This is a genomic window from Luteimonas sp. 9C, assembly GCF_902506295.1.
GTDB lineage: Bacteria > Pseudomonadota > Gammaproteobacteria > Xanthomonadales > Xanthomonadaceae > Luteimonas.
This window is the reverse complement of record NZ_LR733312.1, coordinates 1,251,676-1,272,427: the sequence shown is the minus strand read 5'-3', so window position 1 is coordinate 1,272,427 and position 20,752 is coordinate 1,251,676. Positions and strand designations below refer to the sequence as shown.

At 68.9% G+C, this 20,752-nt stretch carries 20 protein-coding genes and 1 pseudogene; 9 read left to right on the top strand and 12 right to left on the bottom strand.

The features are described 5' to 3' along the window. Nucleotides 1-35 precede the first annotated feature (35 nt). The 4 genes from rlmB (at nucleotide 36) to CURTO8I2_RS05670 (ending at nucleotide 2,926) form a co-directional block, all read left to right on the top strand. The gene (gene rlmB, locus CURTO8I2_RS05685) at nucleotides 36-800 is read left to right on the top strand and encodes a 23S rRNA (guanosine(2251)-2'-O)-methyltransferase RlmB (RefSeq protein WP_159679408.1); all 765 of its coding nucleotides are present in this window, start codon (nucleotides 36-38) and stop codon (nucleotides 798-800) included. A 68-nt stretch (nucleotides 801-868) separates the two neighbouring features. Beyond that, entirely contained in the window at nucleotides 869-1,141 is a 273-nt protein-coding gene (locus tag CURTO8I2_RS05680; RefSeq protein ID WP_159679407.1) for a hypothetical protein, read from the top strand. 159 nt (nucleotides 1,142-1,300) lie between these two features. Further along, nucleotides 1,301-1,615, top strand: a complete 315-nt coding sequence (sugE, locus tag CURTO8I2_RS05675; RefSeq protein WP_159679405.1) for a quaternary ammonium compound efflux SMR transporter SugE — start codon at nucleotides 1,301-1,303, stop codon at nucleotides 1,613-1,615. A gap of 180 nt (nucleotides 1,616-1,795) precedes the next feature. Continuing rightward, complete coding sequence (locus CURTO8I2_RS05670; protein WP_159679403.1) at nucleotides 1,796-2,926, top strand: metallophosphoesterase; 1,131 nt, start codon at nucleotides 1,796-1,798, stop codon at nucleotides 2,924-2,926. 13 nt (nucleotides 2,927-2,939) lie between these two features. Here CURTO8I2_RS05670 and rnt read toward each other — a convergent pair whose 3' ends face one another. The 7 genes from rnt to pstS (CURTO8I2_RS05635) all read right to left on the bottom strand — a co-directional run bounded on the left by rnt (nucleotide 2,940) and on the right by pstS (CURTO8I2_RS05635) (nucleotide 10,252). Beyond that, entirely contained in the window at nucleotides 2,940-3,614 is a 675-nt protein-coding gene (rnt, locus tag CURTO8I2_RS05665; protein ID WP_159679402.1) for a ribonuclease T, read from the bottom strand. Nucleotides 3,615-4,034: 420 nt separating this feature from the next. Continuing rightward, on the bottom strand, nucleotides 4,035-4,739 hold the full coding sequence (phoU, locus tag CURTO8I2_RS05660; protein WP_159679400.1) for a phosphate signaling complex protein PhoU: 705 nt from the start codon (nucleotides 4,737-4,739) through the stop codon (nucleotides 4,035-4,037). Between the two features lie 143 nt (nucleotides 4,740-4,882). Next, nucleotides 4,883-5,737 carry a phosphate ABC transporter ATP-binding protein PstB gene (pstB, locus tag CURTO8I2_RS05655; RefSeq protein ID WP_201295480.1) on the bottom strand — a complete coding sequence of 285 codons (855 nt, stop codon included), beginning with the start codon at nucleotides 5,735-5,737 and terminating at the stop codon, nucleotides 4,883-4,885. Further along, nucleotides 5,730-6,620 (bottom strand): phosphate ABC transporter permease PstA, encoded by an 891-nt coding sequence (pstA, locus tag CURTO8I2_RS05650; protein ID WP_159679396.1) that lies wholly within the window; start codon nucleotides 6,618-6,620, stop codon nucleotides 5,730-5,732. Before pstA ends, pstB begins: the two co-directional genes overlap by 8 nt. Continuing rightward, nucleotides 6,620-7,594 (bottom strand): phosphate ABC transporter permease subunit PstC, encoded by a 975-nt coding sequence (gene pstC, locus CURTO8I2_RS05645; RefSeq protein WP_159679394.1) that lies wholly within the window; start codon nucleotides 7,592-7,594, stop codon nucleotides 6,620-6,622. The genes pstA and pstC overlap by 1 nt, the downstream gene beginning before the upstream one ends. A 167-nt stretch (nucleotides 7,595-7,761) precedes the next feature. Further along, nucleotides 7,762-8,856, bottom strand: a complete 1,095-nt coding sequence (gene pstS, locus CURTO8I2_RS05640) for a phosphate ABC transporter substrate-binding protein PstS (RefSeq protein WP_159679393.1) — start codon at nucleotides 8,854-8,856, stop codon at nucleotides 7,762-7,764. Nucleotides 8,857-9,217: 361 nt separating this feature from the next. After that, complete coding sequence (gene pstS, locus CURTO8I2_RS05635; protein WP_159679392.1) at nucleotides 9,218-10,252, bottom strand: phosphate ABC transporter substrate-binding protein PstS; 1,035 nt, start codon at nucleotides 10,250-10,252, stop codon at nucleotides 9,218-9,220. A gap of 289 nt (nucleotides 10,253-10,541) precedes the next feature. Between pstS (CURTO8I2_RS05635) and CURTO8I2_RS05630 the strand changes: the two genes are divergently transcribed. After that, the gene (locus tag CURTO8I2_RS05630) at nucleotides 10,542-11,846 is read left to right on the top strand and encodes a porin (RefSeq protein WP_159679390.1); all 1,305 of its coding nucleotides are present in this window, start codon (nucleotides 10,542-10,544) and stop codon (nucleotides 11,844-11,846) included. Nucleotides 11,847-12,137: 291 nt separating this feature from the next. Here CURTO8I2_RS05630 and CURTO8I2_RS05625 read toward each other — a convergent pair whose 3' ends face one another. Continuing rightward, nucleotides 12,138-13,370 (bottom strand): dipeptidase, encoded by a 1,233-nt coding sequence (locus tag CURTO8I2_RS05625; protein ID WP_159679389.1) that lies wholly within the window; start codon nucleotides 13,368-13,370, stop codon nucleotides 12,138-12,140. A 258-nt stretch (nucleotides 13,371-13,628) separates the two neighbouring features. Here CURTO8I2_RS05625 and CURTO8I2_RS05620 point away from each other — a divergent pair, with 258 nt between their 5' ends. Beyond that, complete coding sequence (locus CURTO8I2_RS05620; protein WP_236551123.1) at nucleotides 13,629-15,215, top strand: M20/M25/M40 family metallo-hydrolase; 1,587 nt, start codon at nucleotides 13,629-13,631, stop codon at nucleotides 15,213-15,215. A gap of 186 nt (nucleotides 15,216-15,401) precedes the next feature. On the opposite strand, the gene nth is transcribed toward CURTO8I2_RS05620, so the two are convergent. From nth to CURTO8I2_RS05605, 3 genes are read right to left on the bottom strand one after another with little or no spacing between them, the layout of a single operon-like run. After that, a complete protein-coding gene (gene nth / locus CURTO8I2_RS05615) occupies nucleotides 15,402-16,091 on the bottom strand; it encodes an endonuclease III (RefSeq protein WP_201295479.1) in 690 nt (229 codons plus the stop codon). Then, nucleotides 16,088-16,480: a hypothetical protein gene (locus tag CURTO8I2_RS05610; RefSeq protein ID WP_236551008.1), complete on the bottom strand. Its 393-nt coding sequence runs from the start codon at nucleotides 16,478-16,480 to the stop codon at nucleotides 16,088-16,090. The genes nth and CURTO8I2_RS05610 overlap by 4 nt, the downstream gene beginning before the upstream one ends. Before the next feature lie 14 nt (nucleotides 16,481-16,494). Further along, nucleotides 16,495-17,277 carry an enoyl-CoA hydratase-related protein gene (locus CURTO8I2_RS05605; RefSeq protein ID WP_159679387.1) on the bottom strand — a complete coding sequence of 261 codons (783 nt, stop codon included), beginning with the start codon at nucleotides 17,275-17,277 and terminating at the stop codon, nucleotides 16,495-16,497. A gap of 181 nt (nucleotides 17,278-17,458) precedes the next feature. Between CURTO8I2_RS05605 and CURTO8I2_RS05600 the strand changes: the two genes are divergently transcribed. The 3 genes and pseudogenes from CURTO8I2_RS05600 to CURTO8I2_RS05590 all read left to right on the top strand — a co-directional run bounded on the left by CURTO8I2_RS05600 (nucleotide 17,459) and on the right by CURTO8I2_RS05590 (nucleotide 19,958). Continuing rightward, nucleotides 17,459-18,151: an FKBP-type peptidyl-prolyl cis-trans isomerase N-terminal domain-containing protein gene (locus CURTO8I2_RS05600; protein ID WP_159679386.1), complete on the top strand. Its 693-nt coding sequence runs from the start codon at nucleotides 17,459-17,461 to the stop codon at nucleotides 18,149-18,151. Nucleotides 18,152-18,271: 120 nt separating this feature from the next. Beyond that, a pseudogene (locus CURTO8I2_RS05595) lies at nucleotides 18,272-19,092 on the top strand (DUF1289 domain-containing protein). Further along, nucleotides 19,089-19,958, top strand: a complete 870-nt coding sequence (locus CURTO8I2_RS05590; RefSeq protein WP_159679384.1) for a sulfurtransferase — start codon at nucleotides 19,089-19,091, stop codon at nucleotides 19,956-19,958. Before CURTO8I2_RS05595 ends, CURTO8I2_RS05590 begins: the two are co-directional and overlap by 4 nt. A gap of 33 nt (nucleotides 19,959-19,991) precedes the next feature. Here the strand turns inward: CURTO8I2_RS05590 and CURTO8I2_RS05585 are convergent, their stop codons facing one another. Next, a complete protein-coding gene (locus CURTO8I2_RS05585) occupies nucleotides 19,992-20,750 on the bottom strand; it encodes an enoyl-CoA hydratase/isomerase family protein (protein WP_159679382.1) in 759 nt (252 codons plus the stop codon). Nucleotides 20,751-20,752: the final 2 nt, after the last annotated feature.

Genomic DNA, 20,752 nt, shown 5'->3' with positions numbered 1-20,752 from the left:
GTCACCTGTGTCCCCATTTTCGAAGTCACCGCCTCATGACCAGCAAGCAGAACCAGTGGATCGTCGGCATCAATGCCGTGGCCGCGGCCGTCGAACACGACGCCGAGAACGTGCGCGAGGTGCTGCTGGAAGCGGGCGCGAAGAATCCGCGCATCGTCGAGATCGAATCGGCCGCGCGCCGCCGCGACATCGACGTGCGCCGGGTCAACCAGCAGGCGCTCGACGGCGTCGCCGGTGGCCTGCGGCACCAGGGCGCGGTGGCGCGCTACGCGGCGGCGAAGACCTGGGACGAGAACGAGCTCGAAGGCCTGGTCGAGGGCGCCGAAGGCAAGGCATTGCTGCTGGTGCTCGACGGCGTGCAGGACCCGCACAACCTCGGCGCCTGCCTGCGTAGCGCCGCCGCTGCGGGCGTGACTGCGGTGGTGATTCCCAAGGACAAGGCGGTGCAGGTCAACGCGACCGTGCGCAAGACCTCGGCCGGCGCCGCCGACAGCGTGCCGGTGGTGCGGGTGACGAATCTCTCGCGCACGCTGCGCGATCTGCAGAAGCTCGGCGTGTGGATCTACGGCCTGGCCGGCGAGGCCACCGCGACGCTGTACGCGACCGACCTGCGCGGCAACGTGGCGCTGGTGCTGGGCGGTGAGGCCGACGGCCTGCGTCGCCTGACCCGCGAGCACTGCGACGGTCTGGTGACCATTCCGATGCCGGGCGGCGACGCGCTGGGCGGCGTCGAAAGCCTCAACGTCTCGGTCGCCGCCGGCGTCACCCTGTTCGAGGCCGTGCGCCAGCGCCTGGGCTGAGCCTCCGGCTTGCCGCCACGCGGCCATCGGTGGAAGATGCGCCGGAATTCCCGATTTCGGAGGACGCGATGGATCTGCAATGGCACCAGTGGTGCGGCATCGTCGGTGCGTGTCTCGTCGTACTCGCGTACTTCCTGCTGCAGGTCACGCGCTTCTCCGGCGCCGGCCTGCCGTATCTGCTGCTGAACCTGTTCGGCGCGATCGGCATGGCGGTGTCGTTGTACGGCACCTTCAGCATGTCGGTGATGATCATGCAGCTGGCGTGGATCGCGATCAGCCTGTTCGGAATCGTCCGGGCGCTCGGCGCGCGCGGGCGTGCATCCGCCGGGACACTCAGGTAGCGCAGCCGCCGCGCCGGCTCCGGCGCGCGCGGGTTACACCCCGCTCATTCCGGCGCACTGCGTAGCGGCGATACTGCCTGCACACCAGGCAGCGGGGACGACCCCGCCAGTCCACGCCACATCCGGGGACGGCCCCATCGCAACGATGGAGGCATTCCCATGTCCTGGATCATTCTCGTGCTCGCCGGCCTGTTCGAAATCGGCTGGGCGGTCGGTCTGAAATACACCGAAGGCTTCACGAAGCTCTGGCCTACGGTCGGCACGGTTGCCGCGATGGCGATCAGTGTCGGCCTGCTGGGCGTCGCAATGCGCGACCTGCCGGTCGGAACGGCGTATGCGATCTGGGTCGGGATCGGCGCCGTCGGCACGGTGATCCTTGGCATCGTGCTGATGGGCGATGCCGCGAGTCCCGCGCGGCTGATCAGTCTCGGCCTGATCGTCGCCGGCATCATCGGCTTGAAGCTCGCGAGCTGATCACCCGTTGCCTCGCCCGTTGCGCGGACGCCCTCGCGCGGATGCGAAACGCATCGTTCCGTGGCCGACCCGGACGCCGGTGCAGGCAACGCTGGCGCGGGTCATCCGCATCGTCGACCATGGCCGCCCCACGTCGGTCCGTCATGCACGGACGGCCTGTCCACGTCTACGGAATCGCCTGTGCTGAGTGTCGTCGCGATCGTGCTTGCGTCCTATCTGGTCCTGCGTGTGGTGCTGCCGCTGCGTCTGCCATGGCCCGTACGCGGCGGACTGGCGATGCTGGTCTACGGACTGGCGCTGCACCATCGCATCGTGGCGCGCTTCGCCGGCAGCATGGCGTCGCCGGAGCTGCCGAAGCTGGTGCTCGCCGCGCTCGGCACGGGCTTCATCGCGTTGCTGCTGACGGCCGCCTGCGTGCTGGTGCTGGATGCGGCGACGCTGGCGGCCTGGGCCTTGCGTCGCCGCGGGGCGCTCGCGCGCCTGCGCGGCCCCTGGCTGCGGCCGGGCGCGGCGCTGCTCGCACTGCTGTTGTCGGCCTATGGCACGTGGCAGGCGATGGTCGTGCCGCAGGTGCGGCAGATCGACGTGGCCACCGCAGATCTGCCGCCGGCGTTCGACGGCTACCGCGTGCTGCAGCTGACCGACATCCATGCCAGCCGTCTGCTCACCGGCGACTGGGTCGCGGGCGTGGTCGCGGAATCCAATGCGCAACGGCCCGATCTGATCGTCATCACCGGTGATCTCGTCGACGGCAGCGTGACTGCGCGCGCCGACGACGTGCGTCCGCTGGCGGACCTGCGTGCGCCAGACGGCGTCGTCGCGATCACCGGCAACCACGAGTACTACGGCGACTACCGCGACTGGATGGCCGCCTTCCGCGCGATGGGCATGGCCGTGCTGGAGAACACGCACGTCCGCGTGGAACGCGACGGCGCTGCGCTGACCATCGCGGGCGTCACCGATCCGGTCGCCGAGCGTTACGGGCAGGCGATGCCCGATCTCGACGCCGCGCTCGCAGGCGCCGATCCGCAGGCGCCGGTCGTCCTGCTCGACCATCGCCCGGTCGAAGCGCGCGGCAACGCGCGGCGCGGCGTCGTGCTGCAGCTGTCGGGCCACACCCACGGCGGGCACATCGTCGGCATGGACCGGCTGGTGGCGCGCGCGAACGGCGGCTTCGTCTCCGGTCTGTATCCCGTCGAGGGCATGCAGCTCTACGTCAGCAACGGCGCCGGTCTGTGGCCGGGCTTCGCGACCCGGATCGGCGTGCCGTCCGAGATCACGGTGATCACCCTGCGTCGCGCGGCGGGCTGAGCGTCGCGTCGCTTCAGTCGGCGCTCGTGGCCGGCGCCTGCATCTTCGGCCACGCATTGGCGATGCGGCAGAACAGCTGCGCGGTCAGCGTGGTGTCGTACAGCGCGGAGTGCGCCTGCGTCTGGTCCCACTGCAGCCCCGCGGCCTGCACCGCGCGGGCGAGCACGGTCTGCCCGTAGGCGACGCCGGCGAGCGTCACGGTGTCGAACACGCTGAAGGGATGGAACGGGTTGCGCTTGTGCTGGGTGCGCGCGACCGCGGCGTTGATGAAGCCGAGATCGAAATGCGCGTTGTGGCCGACCAGGATCGCGCGCTGGCATTCGTGGTGGCGCACGGCGTTGCGCACGTGGTTGAAGATGTGCTCCAGCGCTTCGCGCTCGGGCTTTGCGAACCGGAACGGATGGTGGATGTCGATGCCGGTCACTTCGAGCGACTGTGGATCGATGTGCGTGCCGTCGGCGGGCTCGACGTGCGTGTGGACGGACGCACCCGGGACCAGATTGCCCTCATCGTCGAGATTGAGCGGGATCGCGGCGATTTCCAGCAGCGCATGGCGGCGCGACTCGAAACCGCCGGTTTCGACATCGACGACCACCGGCAGGAAGCCGCGGAAGCGTCGGGACATGGGAATCTGGGACGGCGCGGCATCGGCGGCCGATGCGGGGGCGGGTACTGCGGCTTCACTCATGCGTGCAAGCCTAGCAGAGCGGGGGAATCCGGCCGGGTGCCCGAGGCGCCTGGACGTGCGCCGACGGCCTGTCGTCGACGCACGGGCGTGCGGTCAGACGCCGCAGATCGAGTAAGCGGGGCGCAATCCTGCGAGCGGCCCGGGAAGCCTGCAGGCTCAAGCGCTACGCGGCGAGGCCGCGGAGCCAGCCCTCTCGCTCCGGGAGAGCGCCTGCTTGGGACTCGCTCCGGGGTCGACGCACGCGGCGCGTCGGGCGAGGGTGTGTGCAGTCGCAGCGCAGCGAATGCCACGCGGCGCCATCGCGCGTCTCCGCGCCCGCCATCCCGTGGATCGACCACCGCTGCAGGTGGAGCGCGTCGACCAGGCGGCACAGACCGGCGTCCGTCCGCGTCGCGGACGACACGGCGCAACGCATCCCGATCAGGTCACCGTATTGGTGAAGTCCCGCTTGTCGCGCGGCGGCAGGGGCTCGTCGCCGCGGACCATGAACCAGATGTTCTCGGCGATGTTGGTCGCGTGGTCGCCGATGCGCTCGATGTTCTTGGCCATGAAGAGCAGATGCGTGCTCGGGGTGATCGCGCGCGGATCTTCCATCATGTAGGTCAGCAGTTCGCGGAACAGGCTGGTGTAGACCGTGTCGATCTCCGCATCCTGCGCGCGCACGCGTTGCGCGGCGTCCGGGTCGTTGTCGCGGAACGCGACCAGCACCTCGCGCACCTGACGCACGGCGAGCTGGCCCAGCACGGTCAGGCCGCGCGTGTAGGGCAGGGGCGGTGCGAGGTTCAGCGCGGTCGAGCGCTTCGCCACGTTCGCGGCGTAGTCGCCGATGCGTTCGATGTCGGCGGCGATGCGCAGGGCCGAGAGGATCTCGCGCAGGTCGCGGGCCATCGGGCCACGCAGCGCCAGCTTCATGACGTCCTGGCTGACTTCGTGCTCGAGCGCGTCGATCGCCTCGTCGTTGGCGATGATGCGTTCGGCGGCCTTGTCGTCGCGGCGCTCCACGACGTCCAGCGCCGATTCCAGCTGCGCGGCGGCCATCTCGCCCATCCGCAGGATTTCCTGCGTCAGCCGGCTGCGTTCGTCGTCGTAGCTCTTGACGATGTGGTCGTTGAGTTGGTTGGGCATGGCGGGGCACCTGGAAGAATGGCGACGATGTGCGATTGGGAGCTTGGGTCAACTGCGAACTTGCAGAGTGCGCCCGTCCGGCCACGCGCAGCGCGCGTGGCGTTGGGCAGACCGCGCGGCAGTGCCGCGCAGGCTGGCCTGCCTCACCCGAATCGGCCGGTGATGTAGTCCTCGGTCTGCTGCTTCGAGGGATTGGAGAAGATCGTCTCGGTGGTGTCGTGCTCGATCAGATCGCCCAGATACATGAAGGCGGTGTAGTCGGAGACGCGCGCGGCCTGCTGCATGTTGTGGGTCACGATGACGATCGTGTAGTCGACCTTGAGTTCCTCGACCAGCTGCTCGATGCGGCTGGTGGAGATCGGGTCGAGCGCCGAGGTCGGTTCGTCGAGCAGCAGCACGTCCGGGCGCAGGGCCACGGCGCGGGCGATGCACAGGCGCTGCTGCTGGCCGCCGGACAGGCCCAGTGCGTTCTGGTTGAGCTTGTCCTTGACCTCGGTCCACAGCGCGGCCTGGGTCAGCGCCTGCTCGACGCGCACGTGGAGTTCGGCCTTCGACAGCTTCTCGTGGTGGCGGATCGCGTAGGCGACGTTCTCGAAGATCGTCATCGGGAACGGCACCGGCTTCTGGAACACCATGCCGACCTTCGAACGCAGGCGGTTCATCGGGTACTTCGGCGCGAGGATGTTCTCGCCGTCGAGCAGCAGCTCGCCGCTGGCGGTCATCTTGGGATACAGCGCGTAGATGCGGTTGAAGATGCGCAGCAGCGTGGACTTGCCGCAGCCCGACGGACCGATCAGCGCGGTGACGCGCTTTTCGGGAATCTCGAGCTCGATGTTCTTGAGCGCGTGGAAATCGCCGTAGTGGAAGTTCAGCCCGCGCGCGGCGATCTTGACCGGCGTGGGCGCCAGCTGCGTGCGCGCATGCGTCGCGAGCTGGATGCGCTGCGACGGTGCGGTGTGGAGATCGTTCATGGACGGGTCCAGGCTGAGATTAGTCATGGGAAATCTTGTTGCGCAGCAGGATGGCGCGGGCGCCCAGGCTGACGAGCAACACGAAGCAGGTGAGTACCAGCGCGCCGGCCCAGGCCAGCTGCTGCCAGGATTCGTACGGGCTGCCGGCGTACTGGTACATCACCACCGGCACGCTCGCCATCGGCTGCATGATGTTGTTGTTCCAGTACTGGTTGCCGAACGCGGTGAACAGCAGCGGCGCGGTTTCGCCGGAGATGCGCGCCAGCGCGAGCAGCACGCCGGTGACGATGCCGGCCGATGCGCTGCGGTAGAGCACCTGCACGACGACCTTCCACTGCGGCACGCCGAGCGACAGCGCGGCCTCGCGCATCTGCGTGGGCACCAGCTGCAGCATCTCGTCGGTCGTGCGCACCACCACCGGCAGCACGATGAAGGCCAGCGCGATCGCACCGGCCAGCGCCGAGAAGCGGCCGCCGGTCGTCATCACGAAGGCGGTGTAGACGAACAGGCCCAGCACGATCGACGGTGCCGACAGCAGGATGTCGTTGATGAAGCGCACCACCACGCCGGCCTTGCGGGCGCGGCCGAATTCCGAGAGCCAGGTCCCGGCGGCGACGCCGAGCGGCGTACCGATGGCGATCGCCAGGCCGCACATCACCGCGCTGCCGAAGAACGCGTTGAGCAGGCCACCCTCGACCATCGGCGGCGGGGTCATCTGGGTGAACAGCGCCGGATTGATGCCGCCGGCGGCCTTGGACACCAGCGTCCACAGGATCCAGCCGAGGAAGAACAGCCCGAACGCGGCGGTGAGGCAGCCCAGCGCCACGGCGATCGCGTTGCGGACGCGGCGGCGCGCGTAGAGCCGGTCGGCGACCTGGCGCTCGCGCTCGGTGACGGTGGCGACGGCCATCACTTGCCCTCCTTTCGGGCGAGTTGCATCAGCATCAGGCGGGCGATCGCCAGCACGACGAAGGTCACGATGAAGAGCACGAAGCCGAGCAGCAGCAGCGCCGAGCGGTAGGTTTCGGTGGCTTCACCGAAGTCGTTGGCGATCAGCGCGGCGATCGTGGTGCCGGGTTCGAGCAGCGAGGGCGTCAGACGCACCGAATTGCCGATCACGAACGCGACCGCCATCGTCTCGCCGAGTGCACGTCCCAGACCGAGGAACACGCCGCCGATCACCGCCGAGCGCGTGTAGGGCAGCACGATGTCCCAGCTGACTTCCCACTTGGTCGCGCCGAGCGCGTAGGCCGATTCCTTCAGGCGCGTGGGCACCGTCAGGAACACCTCGCGCATGACCGCGGAGATGAAGGGGATGACCATGATCGCCAGCACGAAACCGGCGGTCAGCGTGCCGATGCCCAGCGGCGGGCCGCGGAACAGCACGCCCAGATACGGCACTTCGCCGAGCGTGTCGTTGAGCCACGGCGTGATGTAGGTCGTCATCACCGGCACCAGGACGAACAGGCCCCACATGCCGTAGATGATCGAGGGAATGCCGGCGAGCAGTTCGATCGCGGTGCCGACCGGTCCGCGCAGCCAGCGCGGCGCGACCTCGGTCAGGAAGAAGGCGATCCCGAAGCTCACCGGCACCGCGATGATCATCGCGATCAGCGCGGTGACGATGGTGCCGACGATCGGCGCGAGCGCGCCGTAGCGGTTCTCGACCGGATTCCAGTCGGCGGTGGTGAAGAACGAGAGGCCCTGCGACGACAGCGCATCGCGGCCGCCCCACAGCATCGACAGCGCGGCGCCGGCGAGTGCCAGCATCACGAAGACGACGGTCGCCGTCAGGACGATCTTGAACAGGCGGTCGGCGCGGGCATCGCGGATGTCGCGTTGGCTCGGTGCCGGTGGCGCAGCGTGGAGTGTGGCGGCGTTCATGGGGAGTCCGGAGGAGGCGAGCCGCGAAGCGGTGTGGATGCGTTGAACCCGCGAACGCCGGAATCCGGTGGCCGTGTGCGTGGGCGCGCGATCAGGTCACTGGATCCCGGCCTGCGCCGGGATGACGATCCATGGCCACGCCCGCGTGTGCGGGCGCGGAGGGAGCATCACTTGAACTCGGCGGCCCAGTAGGCCTCGATCTGCTGCACCAGCTCGGCCGGCAGCGGCACGTAGTGCAGTTCGCTGGCCTGGGTCTGGCCCGACTCGAACGCCCACTTGAAGAAGTCACGGGCCGCCTGGCTGCGCGCGGCATCCTTCGGCTGCTTGTGCATCAGCATGAAGTTGGTCGCGGTGATCGGCCACGCCTCCGCGCCGGGCGCGTTGGTGATGACCAGGTTGAAGTCCTGCGCGCTCGCCCAGTCGGCGGTGGCGGCCGCCGCGGCGAAGCTTTCCTCGCTCGGCTGCACCCAGTTGCCGGCCGCGTTCTGCAGCGAGGCATAGGGCATGTTGTTCTGCAGCGCGTAGGCCAGCTCGACGTAGCCGATCGAACCCTTGATCTGCTGCACGTACGAGGCGACGCCTTCGTTGCCCTTGCCACCCACGCCCGACGGCCACTGCACCGAGGTGCCTTCGCCGACGGTCGACTTCCACGACTCGCTGACCTTCGACAGGTAGTTGGAGAAGTTGAACGTGGTGCCCGAGCCGTCGGAACGGTGGACGATGCTGATCTTGCCGGCCGGCAGGCTGACGCCCGGGTTGAGCGCGGCGATCGCCGGGTCGTTCCAGGTGGCGACCTTGCCCAGGAAGATGTCCGCGAGCAGCGAGCCGGTGAGCTTGAGCTGGCCCGGCTGCAGGCCATCGACGTTGAGCACCGGCACCACGCCGCCGATCGCCGACGGGAACTGGCCCAGGCCCGCGGCCTGCAGCTCGGCGCTGTCGAGCGGCTTGTCGGACGAACCGAAGTCCACCGTGCCGGCCTTGATCTGGGCGATGCCGCCGCCCGAACCGATCGACTGGTAATTGACCTTGTTGCCGGTGGCGGCGTTGTAGTCGGCCGACCACTTCGACACCAGCGGGAAGATGAACGATGCACCGGCGCCCGAGATTTCGGCAGCGACGCGGTCGCCGGCCGGCTGCGCGGCGCCCGGAGCGCCTTCGGCGGCCTGGCCAGCCGGCGCGTCCGCGCTGTTGCCACCACAGGCGGCGAGGAAGATGAGCGAGGACAGCGCGAGGGCACCGATCCGGATCGTCTGACGGGACATGCGTGGCTCCAAGTGGGTGCGGCAACGCATGGCGTCGCCTCGGTCCGCACATGAAATGATGTTTTTGTTACAGCCGTATGACGCCTGCCATCAGGACGAATGACAGCTGCGCCGGTTGGCGGAAGACAACGCGCCGCCGGGATGTCGCGGAATGGACCTCGGAGGGGCTCGCGTGTGGTGGGAGCGCGTGCGGGCGATCCACGGACCTCGCGCAGGCGGGCATCGCTGCGGGGTCGGCGCCGGACCCCCGGTCCGCCCATAAAAAAACGGGCCCGAAGGCCCGCGGAGGAAAACTGGGAGAGAAATCTGGTGTTTCGTCGCTTCCGCCCGGCGCGTCGCTGGACGCGCCGGGCAGGCTGGCTCAGTAGCGGGCGTTTTCGGCCCAGTAGCGCTCGACCTGCTGGACCAGCGGGGCCGGCAGCGGCACGTAGCCCAGGGCGCGCGCCTGCTCGCCGCCGTTGGCGTAGACCCAGCGGAAGAAGTCCTGGGCGCCCTTCGCGCCGGCGCGGTTGCGCGGCTGGCGGTGCATCAGGATGAAGTTGGTCGCGGTGATCGGCCAGGAGTTCTCGCCCGGCGCGTTGGTCATCACCAGGTAGAAGTCGCGGCTGGCGCCCCAGTTGGCACTGGCTGCGGCGGCGGAGAAGGTCTCCTCGCTCGGATTGACGAAGTTGCCGGCCGCGTTCTGCAGGCGCGAATAGGCGAGGCGGTTCTGCAGCGCGTACGACAGTTCGACGTAGCCGATGCCGCCGCTGATCTGCTTCACGTAGGCGGCCACGCCCTCGTTGCCCTTGCCACCGATGCCGACCGGCCACTTGACCGTGGTGCCTTCGCCGACGCCGTTCTTCCAGTCCGGGCTGACCTTGGACAGATAGTTGACGAAGTTGAAGGTGGTGCCCGAGCCGTCCGAGCGATGGACGACGGTGATGCGCGCGTCGGGCAGGGTGATGCCGCCGTTGAGCGCGGCGATCGCCGGGTCGTTCCAGCGGGTGATCTTGCCGAGGAAGATGTCGGCCAGCGTGGCGCCGTCGAGCTTCATCGCGCCGGCAGCGACGCCTTCGACGTTGACGATCGGCACGACGCCGCCGATGACCGACGGGAACTGCACCAGGCCCGATTTCTGCAGGTCCGCAGGCGGCAGGGGCGCATCGGACGAACCGAAATCGACCGTACCGGCCTTGATCTGGGCGATGCCGCCACCCGAGCCGATCGACTGGTAGTTGACCTGCTTGCTGGTCGCGGTGCGGTAGTCCGCTGACCAGCGGGTCATGGCCGGGAAGACGAACGAGGCGCCTGCGCCGGTGACGTCGTTGGCCATGGCGGGGGCGGCGAACGTGGTCGCCAGCAGCGTGGTCGACAGCGCGACGGCGGCGACCCGGTTCTTGAGCAGTGCGTACATGGGATTCCCTGGAGTGTTGGACGGCCTGTGTCGCCGCGAGGCGTATTCAATCCAGCCGCCATGACAGTTCCACGACAGGCGCGTGACCAAGCGATGACCCGGGCTGCCGCGCGTGTCCGCGGGCGGCGACTGTGCTGTCATGGGACTGTCATGCAGCTGCCATCGCAGTGTCAGCAAGCCTGCGCAATCTGCGCACCGTCGCTAACGAGTGCTTAACGCCGCCACGGTCGCCACCGCGCGGCCTGCGTGCGGCGGGCGATCCAACCTTCACCATCCACGGGAATCCACCATGCGTCATTCCATCCTGGCCGCGTCCGTCGCTCTTGCCGTCGCGTCCGCATCGTTCTCCGCCGCCGCCCAGAGCCAGACCCGGGATGCCGAAGTCGCCGCCCTGCGCGCGCAGCTCGCCGAGATGCAGGCCAAGATCGAGGCGCTCGAAGTCCGCACCGACGCGCAGTCCGACATCAACATCGGCACCCAGGAAAGTCTGGACAAGATGGCGACGACGATGCCGGTCGTCGACACCAAGGGCGGCCTGAAGGTCACTTCCGCCGACAAGAAGTTCGAGTTCTCCGCCGGCGGCCGCATCCACTTCGACGCCTACGCCTTCGACCGCGACCAGGCCGCGACCACCGGCACCAGCGAGTTCCGCCGCGCGCGCATCACCCTGCAGGGCAAGGCCTACGGCTGGGATTACAAGTTCGAGCAGGACTTCGCGGCCGGCAGCGGCCTCGATGGCTTCCGCGACGTGTACATCGCCAGGTCGGCGCTCGGCGGCAAGTTCACGATCGGTCACTTCAAGCCCTACCGCTCGATGGAAGAGCTCACCAGCTCGAACGAGATCCTGATGATGGAGCGTCCGTTCGCCTCGGCGACCGGCCTGTTCAACGGCCGCCAGTTCCAGCAGGGGGTGGGCTATCTGCGCGCCGACGGCAACTACACCGCCGGCGTCTCGGTATTCAACCTGCGCAGCGCCTCGGGCAGCCGCAACGAAGGCGTCGGCGCTGCCGGTCGCGTCACGTTCGCGCCGATCAACACCGAGGACAGCACGCTGCATTTCGGCGGCTGGCTCAGCCAGGAAAATGCGAACCAGGGGTCCGCCGATCTGGCCTTCGCCGCCAACTACGCCGGCCGCCGCGGCCCGTCGCAGACCATCGCCACGACCACCGGCGCCAGCCGCAACCAGGTCACCGCGGCGGGCATCGAAGCGGCCGGCTCGTTCGGACCGCTGTTCTTCCAGACCGAATACGCGAACGCGACGTTCAACCAGCCGCTGGGTCCCGACCAGGACGTCGCCACGTGGTACGTGCAGGGCAGCTGGCTGCTCAACGGCGGCCACAAGGCCTACAAGCCGGGCAACGGCATCTTCGCGTCGCCCAAGGTCGCCGACAGGGGCCTGTGGGAGCTGACCGCGCGCTACGACACGGTCGAGAACAAGGACATCGCCGACCTGGACGTCAGCAGCTGGATCGTCGGCATGAACTACTACGTCAATCCCAACCTGCGCTTCATGTTCAATTACACGAAGGGCGACAACGGCTTCACCGGCGACGAGACCGGCCAGTACGCCCTGCGGACCCAGTTCTCGTTCTGATCGGCGCGACCGGCAGGTCAGAAGAAAGCCCGCGGCGCGAGCCGCGGGCTTTTTCGTTGCAGGACTGGTGACATGACTTGCGGTCTTGGACTGGCGGGGGCGCGAACGTGCGAATCCCTCCCCTGCAAGGCGGGCGAGGGTTGGGTGGGGGCAAACCATCAGGTTCGAGCCATCCCGCATCGCGCGCGAGTTCCGTCCGTCTCCGGATGTTTCGCGACCTGACCGTTCGCCCCCATCCCGGCCTTCGACCCGTGAAGGGCCCAATGCCCCGCACGCGGGGAAGGAGAGACCTCAACCCGCGTTCTGCGCGCCTGTTTCCTCCACCGCCTGCGCTTCCCGGATCACGCGCAGCAGGTTGCCGCTCCACATCGCCTCGATCTGCGCTTCGGTGTAGCCGGCCTCGAGCAGGCGCGCGGTGATCTTCGGCAGATCGGACACGTCCTCCAGACCGGCCACGCCGCCGCCGCCGTCCCAGTCCGCGCCGAAGCCGACGTGCTCGGGACCGGCCACTTCGATGATGTGCAGGATGTGGGCGAAGTAATCGTCCAGCGTCGCTTTCTTCAGGCCGTGCTGCGCGTCGAGCTCGCCGCGCAGGCGGTCGAATTCCGCGTAGTTGGACTCGCTCAGGTTCGCGCGGCCGCCGAAGCGCTCGTACAGCGCGCGCAGGTCGTCCTGATAGGCCGGCGTCGCGCCGGTGTCGATCAGATAGCTGCCCAGCGAATTCACCAGGATCACGCCGCCGTGTTCGGCCAGCGTGCGGATGCGGGCATCGTCGATGTTGCGCGGGTGCTCGTGGACCGCGTCCGCGCCGGTGTGGCTGAGGATGATCGGCGCCGTGGACAAGGTCATCAGCTGGTCGAACACGGCGTCGGACGCGTGCGAGTGGTCGAGGACGATGCCGAGCCGGTTGGCCTCGGCGACGAGTGCGCGGCCCTTGTCGCTGAGCCCGTTCCATTCCGCCGGCGTGCTCGCCGAATCGGCGAAATCGTTGTTCGAGGTGTGCACCAGACCCAGCACGCGCACGCCGAGTCGGTGGTACAACGCGAGCAGCGAGGGATCGGCGCTCAATGGCGACGCGTTCTCGATGCTGATGTAGACCACGCGCTTGCCGGCGTCGCGGATGCGCGCGGCATCGTCGGCGGTGAGCGCGAGTGCGAAGGTGTCGGGATGTGCGGCCAGCAGCTCGCGGATCTCGACCAGCCGCACCAGCCCTGCATCGCGCGCCGCGCGATCGTCCTCGGGGGTGCGACCGCGCTGGCCGGTGTAGATGACCCAGACACCGCCGTCGAGACCGCCTTCGATCATCTTCGGCAGATCGACCTGGCTGGCCAGCGGCGGCGTGTCGTTGCGCTGCAGGATGTCCCAGCCGTCGCGGCCGAAGAAGCTCGGCGTGTCGAGATGGCTGTCGAGCGTGAGGATGCGTTCGTGCAACGCGCGGGCTTCGGCGGAGACGGCGTCGTCGGCCAATGCGGGTGCGCAGACGAGCGACAGGGCGAGAACGAGGCCGGACAACAGGGGCTTCATGCACGGATACCGGGAGTGGAAGACCGCTCGATGGTCGCATTCCGCGGCGTTCGCCGCATGGACAGCATCCGCGCGCCGCGGTCGTCAAGTGCCGTTGTGCAGCGGCGCCGACCGGTGGTCAGCCGCTAGCATTGGACCATCGCGCGCGCGCGACGGCTGTCGAACGACACCGGAGCGCTGGGCGCGTTCCATTCCGCAACAACGGGGCGTTCCGTGAGCAAGCCGCAATCCCACCATCTCCGCCTGCTGCAGGCGGCCCTGGCCACCGTGGCCCTCGCACCCTGCCTGGCGTTCGCGCAGACGGTGGAGCCGGTCGATCTCGATGTCGTCGCGCAGATCCGCCACGAGGCCTTCAACCGGTCGCAGGTCGCCGCCAACCTCAAGGAGCTGACCGAGACCATCGGCCCGCGTCTGACCAATTCGCCGGCCTATGTGCGCTCGAGTGCGTGGGCGCGCGACAAGCTCACCGGTTACGGCCTGACCAACGCGCACGACGAGGTTTACGACCCGGCGTTCGGCCGCGGTTGGGAATTCCGCACCTCGCGCGTCGAACTGATCACCCCGCGCGAGCTGCCGATCCACGCGCTGCCCAAGGCGTGGACACCCGGCACCGATGGTCCCGTCGAGGGCGAGCTGGTGCGCGCCTCGTTCAAGACCATCGAGGACATCGAGAAGCAGCGCGGCAAGCTGGCCGGCAAGATCGTGCTGCTCGACGAAGCACGGGCCTACAAGCCGGCCGACAAGCCGGATTTCCGGCGCCACACCGAGGAAGACCTCGGCGAGCTGCAGACCTTCCCCGTGCCGGAGGATCGCGATCCCGATGCGCAGAACAAGCGTCTCGACGAATACCGCAAGCGCCAGGCACTGGTGCGCGCGCTCAACACCTTCTTTGCCGAGGAAGGCGTGCTGGCGACGCTGTCGATCAGCTCCTGGGACAACGGCATCGTCCGCGTGATGGGCGGCGGTGGCCGCAAGGCCGGCGATCCCGAAGGCGTGCCCGATCTCGTCGTCGCGGCCGAGCACTACAACCAGCTGGTGCGCGCCGTCGACGCCAAGCAAGCGCCGCGTCTGCGCGTCGACGTGCAGGCCCGTTTCACCAGCGATGCCGACCTGCCGGCGACCAACACCTTCGCCGAACTGCGCGGCAGCTCGAAGGCGAACGAGACGGTGATCATCGGCGCGCATCTCGACTCCTGGCACACCGGCACCGGCGCGGCCGATAACGGCGCGGGCGTGGTCGTGATGATGGAAGCCATGCGCATTCTGAAAGCGATCGACGCGCGCCCGAAGCGCACAATCCGCATCGCGCTGTGGGGCGGCGAAGAACAGGGCCTGCACGGCTCGGCGGGCTACGTCGCCAAGTACCTGGCCGACTGGCCGGCGCCGACCGATCCCAAGCAGATCGCGCTGCCGCGCGCGTTCCAGCGCGGCACCGGCCCGCTGCAGCGCCGCGCCGGTTACGACCGGTTCTCGACCTACTTCAATTTCGACAACGGCACCGGCCGCATCCGCGGCATCTACGCGCAGGAAAACCATGCGGCCGTGCCCATGTTCCGCGCGTGGCTGGAACCGTTCGCCGATCTCGGTGCGACCGTCGTGACCACGCGCAACACCGGCAGCACCGATCACATTTCGTTCGACCGCGTCGGCCTGCCGGGCTTCCAGTTCGTGCAGGACCCGGCCGACTACTTCAGCCACGTCCACCACACGCATCTCGACACGTACGATCACGTGGTGCCGGACGACCTCAAGCAGGCCGCGGCGATCATCGCCTCGTTCGCTTACCACGCCGCGATGCGCGAAGAGCGGCTGCCGAGGAAGCCGTTCACGGATCGGGACGAGTGATGAATTGCGCGGCGTCCAATTCCGCCGCGCAAGCAGCCGCCACCGGCACTCCCTACCGTCGCCCCAGCGCAGCCTGGGGCCCATTTCGATCTGAAGCTTGGCCGCGACAATGGATCCCGGCCTGACCAGGCATCAGTCTGTTGAAAGCCGCCGGGATGACGAGACCGGAAGTCGCGACGATGGGGGTCAGGCGCTCCCCACCGTCTTGTCCTTGAACCGGCACAGATCCCGCACCACGCACTTCGGGCAATCGGGCTTGCGCGCCTTGCAGGTGTAGCGGCCATGCAGGATCAGCCAGTGATGCGCGCCGAGCAGGAACTCGTCCGGGATCACCCGCATCAACCGGTCCTCGACTGCGCGCACGTCCTTGCCGGGCGCGAGCCCCGTGCGGTTGGACACGCGAAAGATGTGCGTGTCGACCGCGATCGCCGGTTCGCCGAACACCGTATTGAGCACGACGTTCGCCGTCTTGCGGCCGACGCCCGGCAATGCTTCGAGCGCGGCGCGGTCACGCGGCACTTCGCCGCCGTGCTGCTCGACGAGGATGCGGCAGGCGGCGATGACGTTCCTGGCTTTCGCGTTGAACAGGCCGATCGTCGAGATATGACGCTTGAGCGCGTCCTCGCCGAGGTCGAGGATCGCCTGCGGCGTGTTCGCGAGCGGATACAGCCGGCGCGTCGCCTTGTTGACGCCGACATCGGTCGCCTGCGCCGACAGGATCACCGCGATCAGTAGTTCGAACGGCGTGGCGTATTCGAGTTCGGTCGTCGGCTCGGGATCGATCTCGCGCAGGCGCGACAGAAACGCGTGGATCTCCGCCCGGGTCATCGTCGGGCCGCGCCGTTTCGGCGCGGAGGCGCTCGCGGGCGCGCTCACGGCGTGCCGCCTGCCGCGCGTGCCTTGGCGCGGGCGAGGATCGCCGCGGCGTTGGACGGCAGCGCGGGACGCGCCGGCGCGGCATCGGCCGCCGGAGCGGCCGGCGCCGGAATGCGTCGCGCCGCCTCGCGTTCCTCGGCGCGGCGGGCGAGCCGTGCATTGCGCGCTTCAAAGCGCGCGCGTGCGTCCCATGCGGTGCGCAGGCGTGATCGCGTTGCGAGCAGCACAGCGCGTGCGTCGGCTTCGAGCGCGTCGGCGCACACGTCCGGCCAGCCGTCCATCAGACCGGCATCGATCGCGGCATCGACGTCGTCATCGCGCAGCAGCGCAACGAGACGTTCGAGTGTGTCGGGCGACGGCGCGTTGGCGTCGGTCGGGTGCTGCGGCATGACGTGCGCGTGATTCAGCGGTTCTTGAATTCGGGCTTGCGGCGCTCAAGAAACGCGCGCGTTCCTTCGCGCATGTCCTCGGTGGCGAACATCAGCCCGAACTGCGCGGCCTCGAACGCCAGCCCTTCGCCGATCGCGCTTTCGCCGCCGGTGTTGATGCAGTCAAGCACGCCGCGCAGGGCGAGCGGGGCGGCGTTCGCCAGTTGCTCGGCGAGCGCCATGGTCTGCGCCTGCAGGTCGCCGGCCGGCGCGATTCGGTTGACGATGCCCAAGGCCAGCGCGCGTTCGGCGTTGACCGGCGCACCGGTGAGGCACAGTTCCAGGGTGGCCGCGCGCCCGGCCAGCCGCAGCAGGCGCTGGGTGCCGCCGAAACCCGGAATCAGGCCCAGATTCACTTCCGGCTGGCCGACCTTGGCGGTGTCGGCGGCGATCCGCAGATGACAGCACATCGCCAGCTCCAGGCCGCCGCCCAGTGCGAAGCCGTTGACCATCGCGATGACCGGCTTGGGCAGGGTCTCGACGCGGCGCATCATCGCCTGGCCGCGCAATGCGAAATCGCGGCCTTCTACGGGGCGCAGATCCGCCATCTCGGCGATGTCCGCGCCGGCCACGAATGCCTTCGGGCCCGCACCGGTCAGCACCACCACGCGCACGGCGTCGGTGACCGCCGCGTCGTCGAACGCGCGATGCAGCGCGTCGAGCGTCGCCGAATTCAACGCGTTCAGTTTGTCGGGGCGGTTCACGGTGATGACGCGCACGGCGCCCTGGTCTTCGATCAGCAGTGGAAATTCGGACATGCAGGCTCCGGGCGCGAACACGCCGCCCGTTGAACTTGTCGGGGCGGTCGCGGTCTAGTTGGGGGTCGTCAGTGGCGGTTAAGCCCTTCGACCGGTATCCTAGCGCGTCCATAGGGGGCGGTTCGACCGCCCCTTCGCGCGACAGGCGATATTGAAATCTGACCTAGCGGAGATCCACGGAATGAAGTTGCGTTTTATTGCGGCCGCCGTCGCGGCCATCACGTTCAGCGGCGCGGCGTTCGCGCAGCAGGCGGCAGCCCCCGCGGCTAACGCGAACGATCGCACCACGCTCAGCTACGCGTTGGGTTTCGACCTCGGCAACCGCCTGGCGGAAACCGGCGAGTCGGTCGACGTCAACACGATCATCAAGGGTCTGCAGGACGGTCACGGTCGCAAGGACCCGACCTACACCCCCGAGCAGATGGGCACGGCCTACAACGCGTTCCAGCAGCGCATGCAGACCAAGATCGTCGCCGAGCGTCGTGCGGCGCTGACCGAGAACGAAGGTCGCGCGACCACGTTTATCAACGAGTACAAAGCCCGCGAGGGCGTCGTCTCGCTGCCGAGCGGCGTGATGTACCGCGTTGTCGAAGCCGGCGCCGGCGCCAAGCCGACGACCAGCAGCACCGTCGAAGTCGCCTACCAGGCCCTGATCGTGCCGGCCGGCATCGGTCTGAGCCAGGAAGACAAGACTCCGCCGTTCCGTGTCTCGGAAGCCCCGATCGCCGGTCTGCGCGAAGTGCTTCCGCTGATGCCGCTCAACGCGGTGTACGAGGTGGTGTTCCCGCCGGGCAAGTTCGTCACCGGTGAAGGCACGCAGGAAATCGCCCGCCAGCCGGTCGGCGTGATGGTGAAGCTGCTCAGCACCCGCTGATCCGCCTCGCGACATGCAACATCCGACGCCGACGTGCCCGCACGTCGGCGTCGTCGTTTCAGGTGTCCGGTGGTGCGCCGTGACACGGCGCCCGCGTCGTCGCGCCGTTAGAATCGGAGGATGGACGAACGCCCACGCGCCGTGCTCACGCCCTGTACCGGCGTCTGCACCCTCGACGAACGCGACATCTGCCACGGCTGCCTGCGCAGCCTGTCGGAGATCGGCGGCTGGCTGCAGATGAGCGAGGCCCAGCGGCAGTGGCTGATGGATGTCGAACTGCCGGCGCGCGAGGCCGCGCGCGGATGAGCGCCGTGCTGGCCACCGTGTTCGACGTCGACAGGCTGGCGCGGGCGCTGCATCCACTGGATGCGCCGCCGCCTGCGCGCGGCTGGAATGTCGAGGAACTCGATGGACTGCTCGACGGGACCGTCGTGTTGCGCGAGGCCGCGGTGCTGGTCGGCCTCGTGCGTCGCGCCGGCGGACTGCAGGCGGTACTGACACGCCGCACCGACACTCTGCGCCATCATGCGGGGCAGGTCAGCTTCCCGGGCGGGCGCGAGGAGGCGGGCGACGGCGGACCGCTGCAGGCCGCGCTGCGCGAGGCCTGCGAGGAGATCGGGCTCGTGGCGTCGCAGGTCCGGCCGCTCGGTTACCTCGATCCACTGGCGACCATCACCGGTTATCGCGTCACCCCGGTCGTCGCCCTGCTCGATTCCGATTTCGAAGCCGTGCCCGAGCCGGGCGAAGTGGCCGAGGTATTCGAAGCGCCGCTGTCGTTCCTGATGGCGCCGGGCAGCCTGCGCCACGTCGACATCGAGTTCCGCGGCCGCATGCGCCACGTCCTGGAATACGAAACACTGGCCGCCGCACCCACCCATCGCATCTGGGGCGCCACCGCGTCGATCCTGCTCAATCTGCGCGATCGCCTGGAGCGCGCATGAGCGCGCGCTGGACCACGCTGGTTGACGCATCGACGCTGGCCGCATCGCTCGGTGCAACGCACCTGCGCATCGTCGATTGCCGCTTCACGCTGGCGGTGGCCGGCGCGTCGGATGGCGCCGGTGCATCGGCCTGGCGCGAGGGCCACATCCCGGGCGCGGTCTACGCGCATCTCGAGCGCGATCTGTCGGGCCCGAAGGGTCCGGGGCTCGGGCGTCATCCGTGGCCGTCCGCCGACGCCTTCGCTGCGATGCTGTCGCGGCTCGGTATCGCGCCGGGCACGCAGGTGGTCGCCTACGACGACAGCGACGGCGCATTCGCCGCACGGCTGTGGTGGTTGCTGCGCAGCTTCGGTCATCGCGACGTCGCCGTGCTCGACGGGGGCTGGGCGGCGTGGCGTGCGTGCGAAGGGCCGGTCGAGACCACACCGCCGCACGTCGACGCGGCGCCGCTGTACGCCGGCGGATTCGATGCCGCGCGCCTGCTGCGGGATGCGAATGCCCTGCAGCGACATCTCGATGCCGGTGGCCTGTTGCTCGATGCCCGCGCGGGCGCGCGCTTCCGCGGCGAAGTGGAGCCGCTGGATCCGCGTGCCGGTCATGTGCCCGGCGCGCGCAATCGGCCCTACACGGACAATCTCGACGGCGGACGGTTCAAGCCGGCCGACGCCCTGGCGTCGGACTTCGATGCGGTGCTCGGCGGGCATGCGGCGACCGAGCTGGCGGTGATGTGCGGTTCGGGTGTCACCGCGTGCCACCACCTGCTGGCGATGGCGCATGCGGGACGCGAGGGCGCGATGCTGTATGCGCCGTCGTGGAGCGGGTGGGTGGATACACCCGGACGGCACGTGGCGGTGGGGGCGGCGTAACGCGCGGCGGGCCGCACACGGCGCGCCCGGTCCTCAGCGTCCCAGTCGCGCCACCAGCGCCCGCAGGCCTGCCTGCGTATCCGGCGCATTCCACGCATCGACGAAGCGGTCGAGTTCGATGTTCTGTTGCGACAACGCTTCGACCAGATCCGCCCGCGCGATGGCGCGGGTTTCAAGCATCGGGGCGCGGGGCAGGGCGAGCAGGGATTCGAGCCACAGGCGCGCCCGCAGCGGCACTTCGTCGATGCCGGCGAGCTCGTCGACCAGTCCGAGGCGCAGCGCCTCGTCGGCGTCGACCAACAGACCACCGACCAGCAGGCGCTCCGCGTGCCGTGCACCGATCGTACGGCGCATCAGACGCTGGATGCCGTCTGGTGCGACCAGACCCACCTGGGTTTCGTTGAGACCGATGCGGTAGGCGCCCGACGCCATCACCCGGTAGTCGCAACACAATGCCAGCACGCAGCCACCGGCGGGCGCATGGCCTGCGATCGCCGCGACGACCGGCATGGGTGCACCAGCGAGCGCGCGCGCGGCGGCGAAGAAGGCATCCCAGGCATCGCGCAACGACGCCGTATCGGGCAGCGACAGCAGATGGGGTACGTCGAGGCCGCCGGAAAATACGTTCGGGCCACCGGCGAACACCACGCCGCCCACGCCATCCGCAGCCGCGCTTTCGATCGCATCGCGCAGCGCCAGGCACAGCGCGGGATCGAGTGCGTTCGCCGGTGGGCGTGCGAGCCTGAGCTCGCGGATCGCGCCGTGGTCCTGGATCTCGATCAGTGCGGTCATCG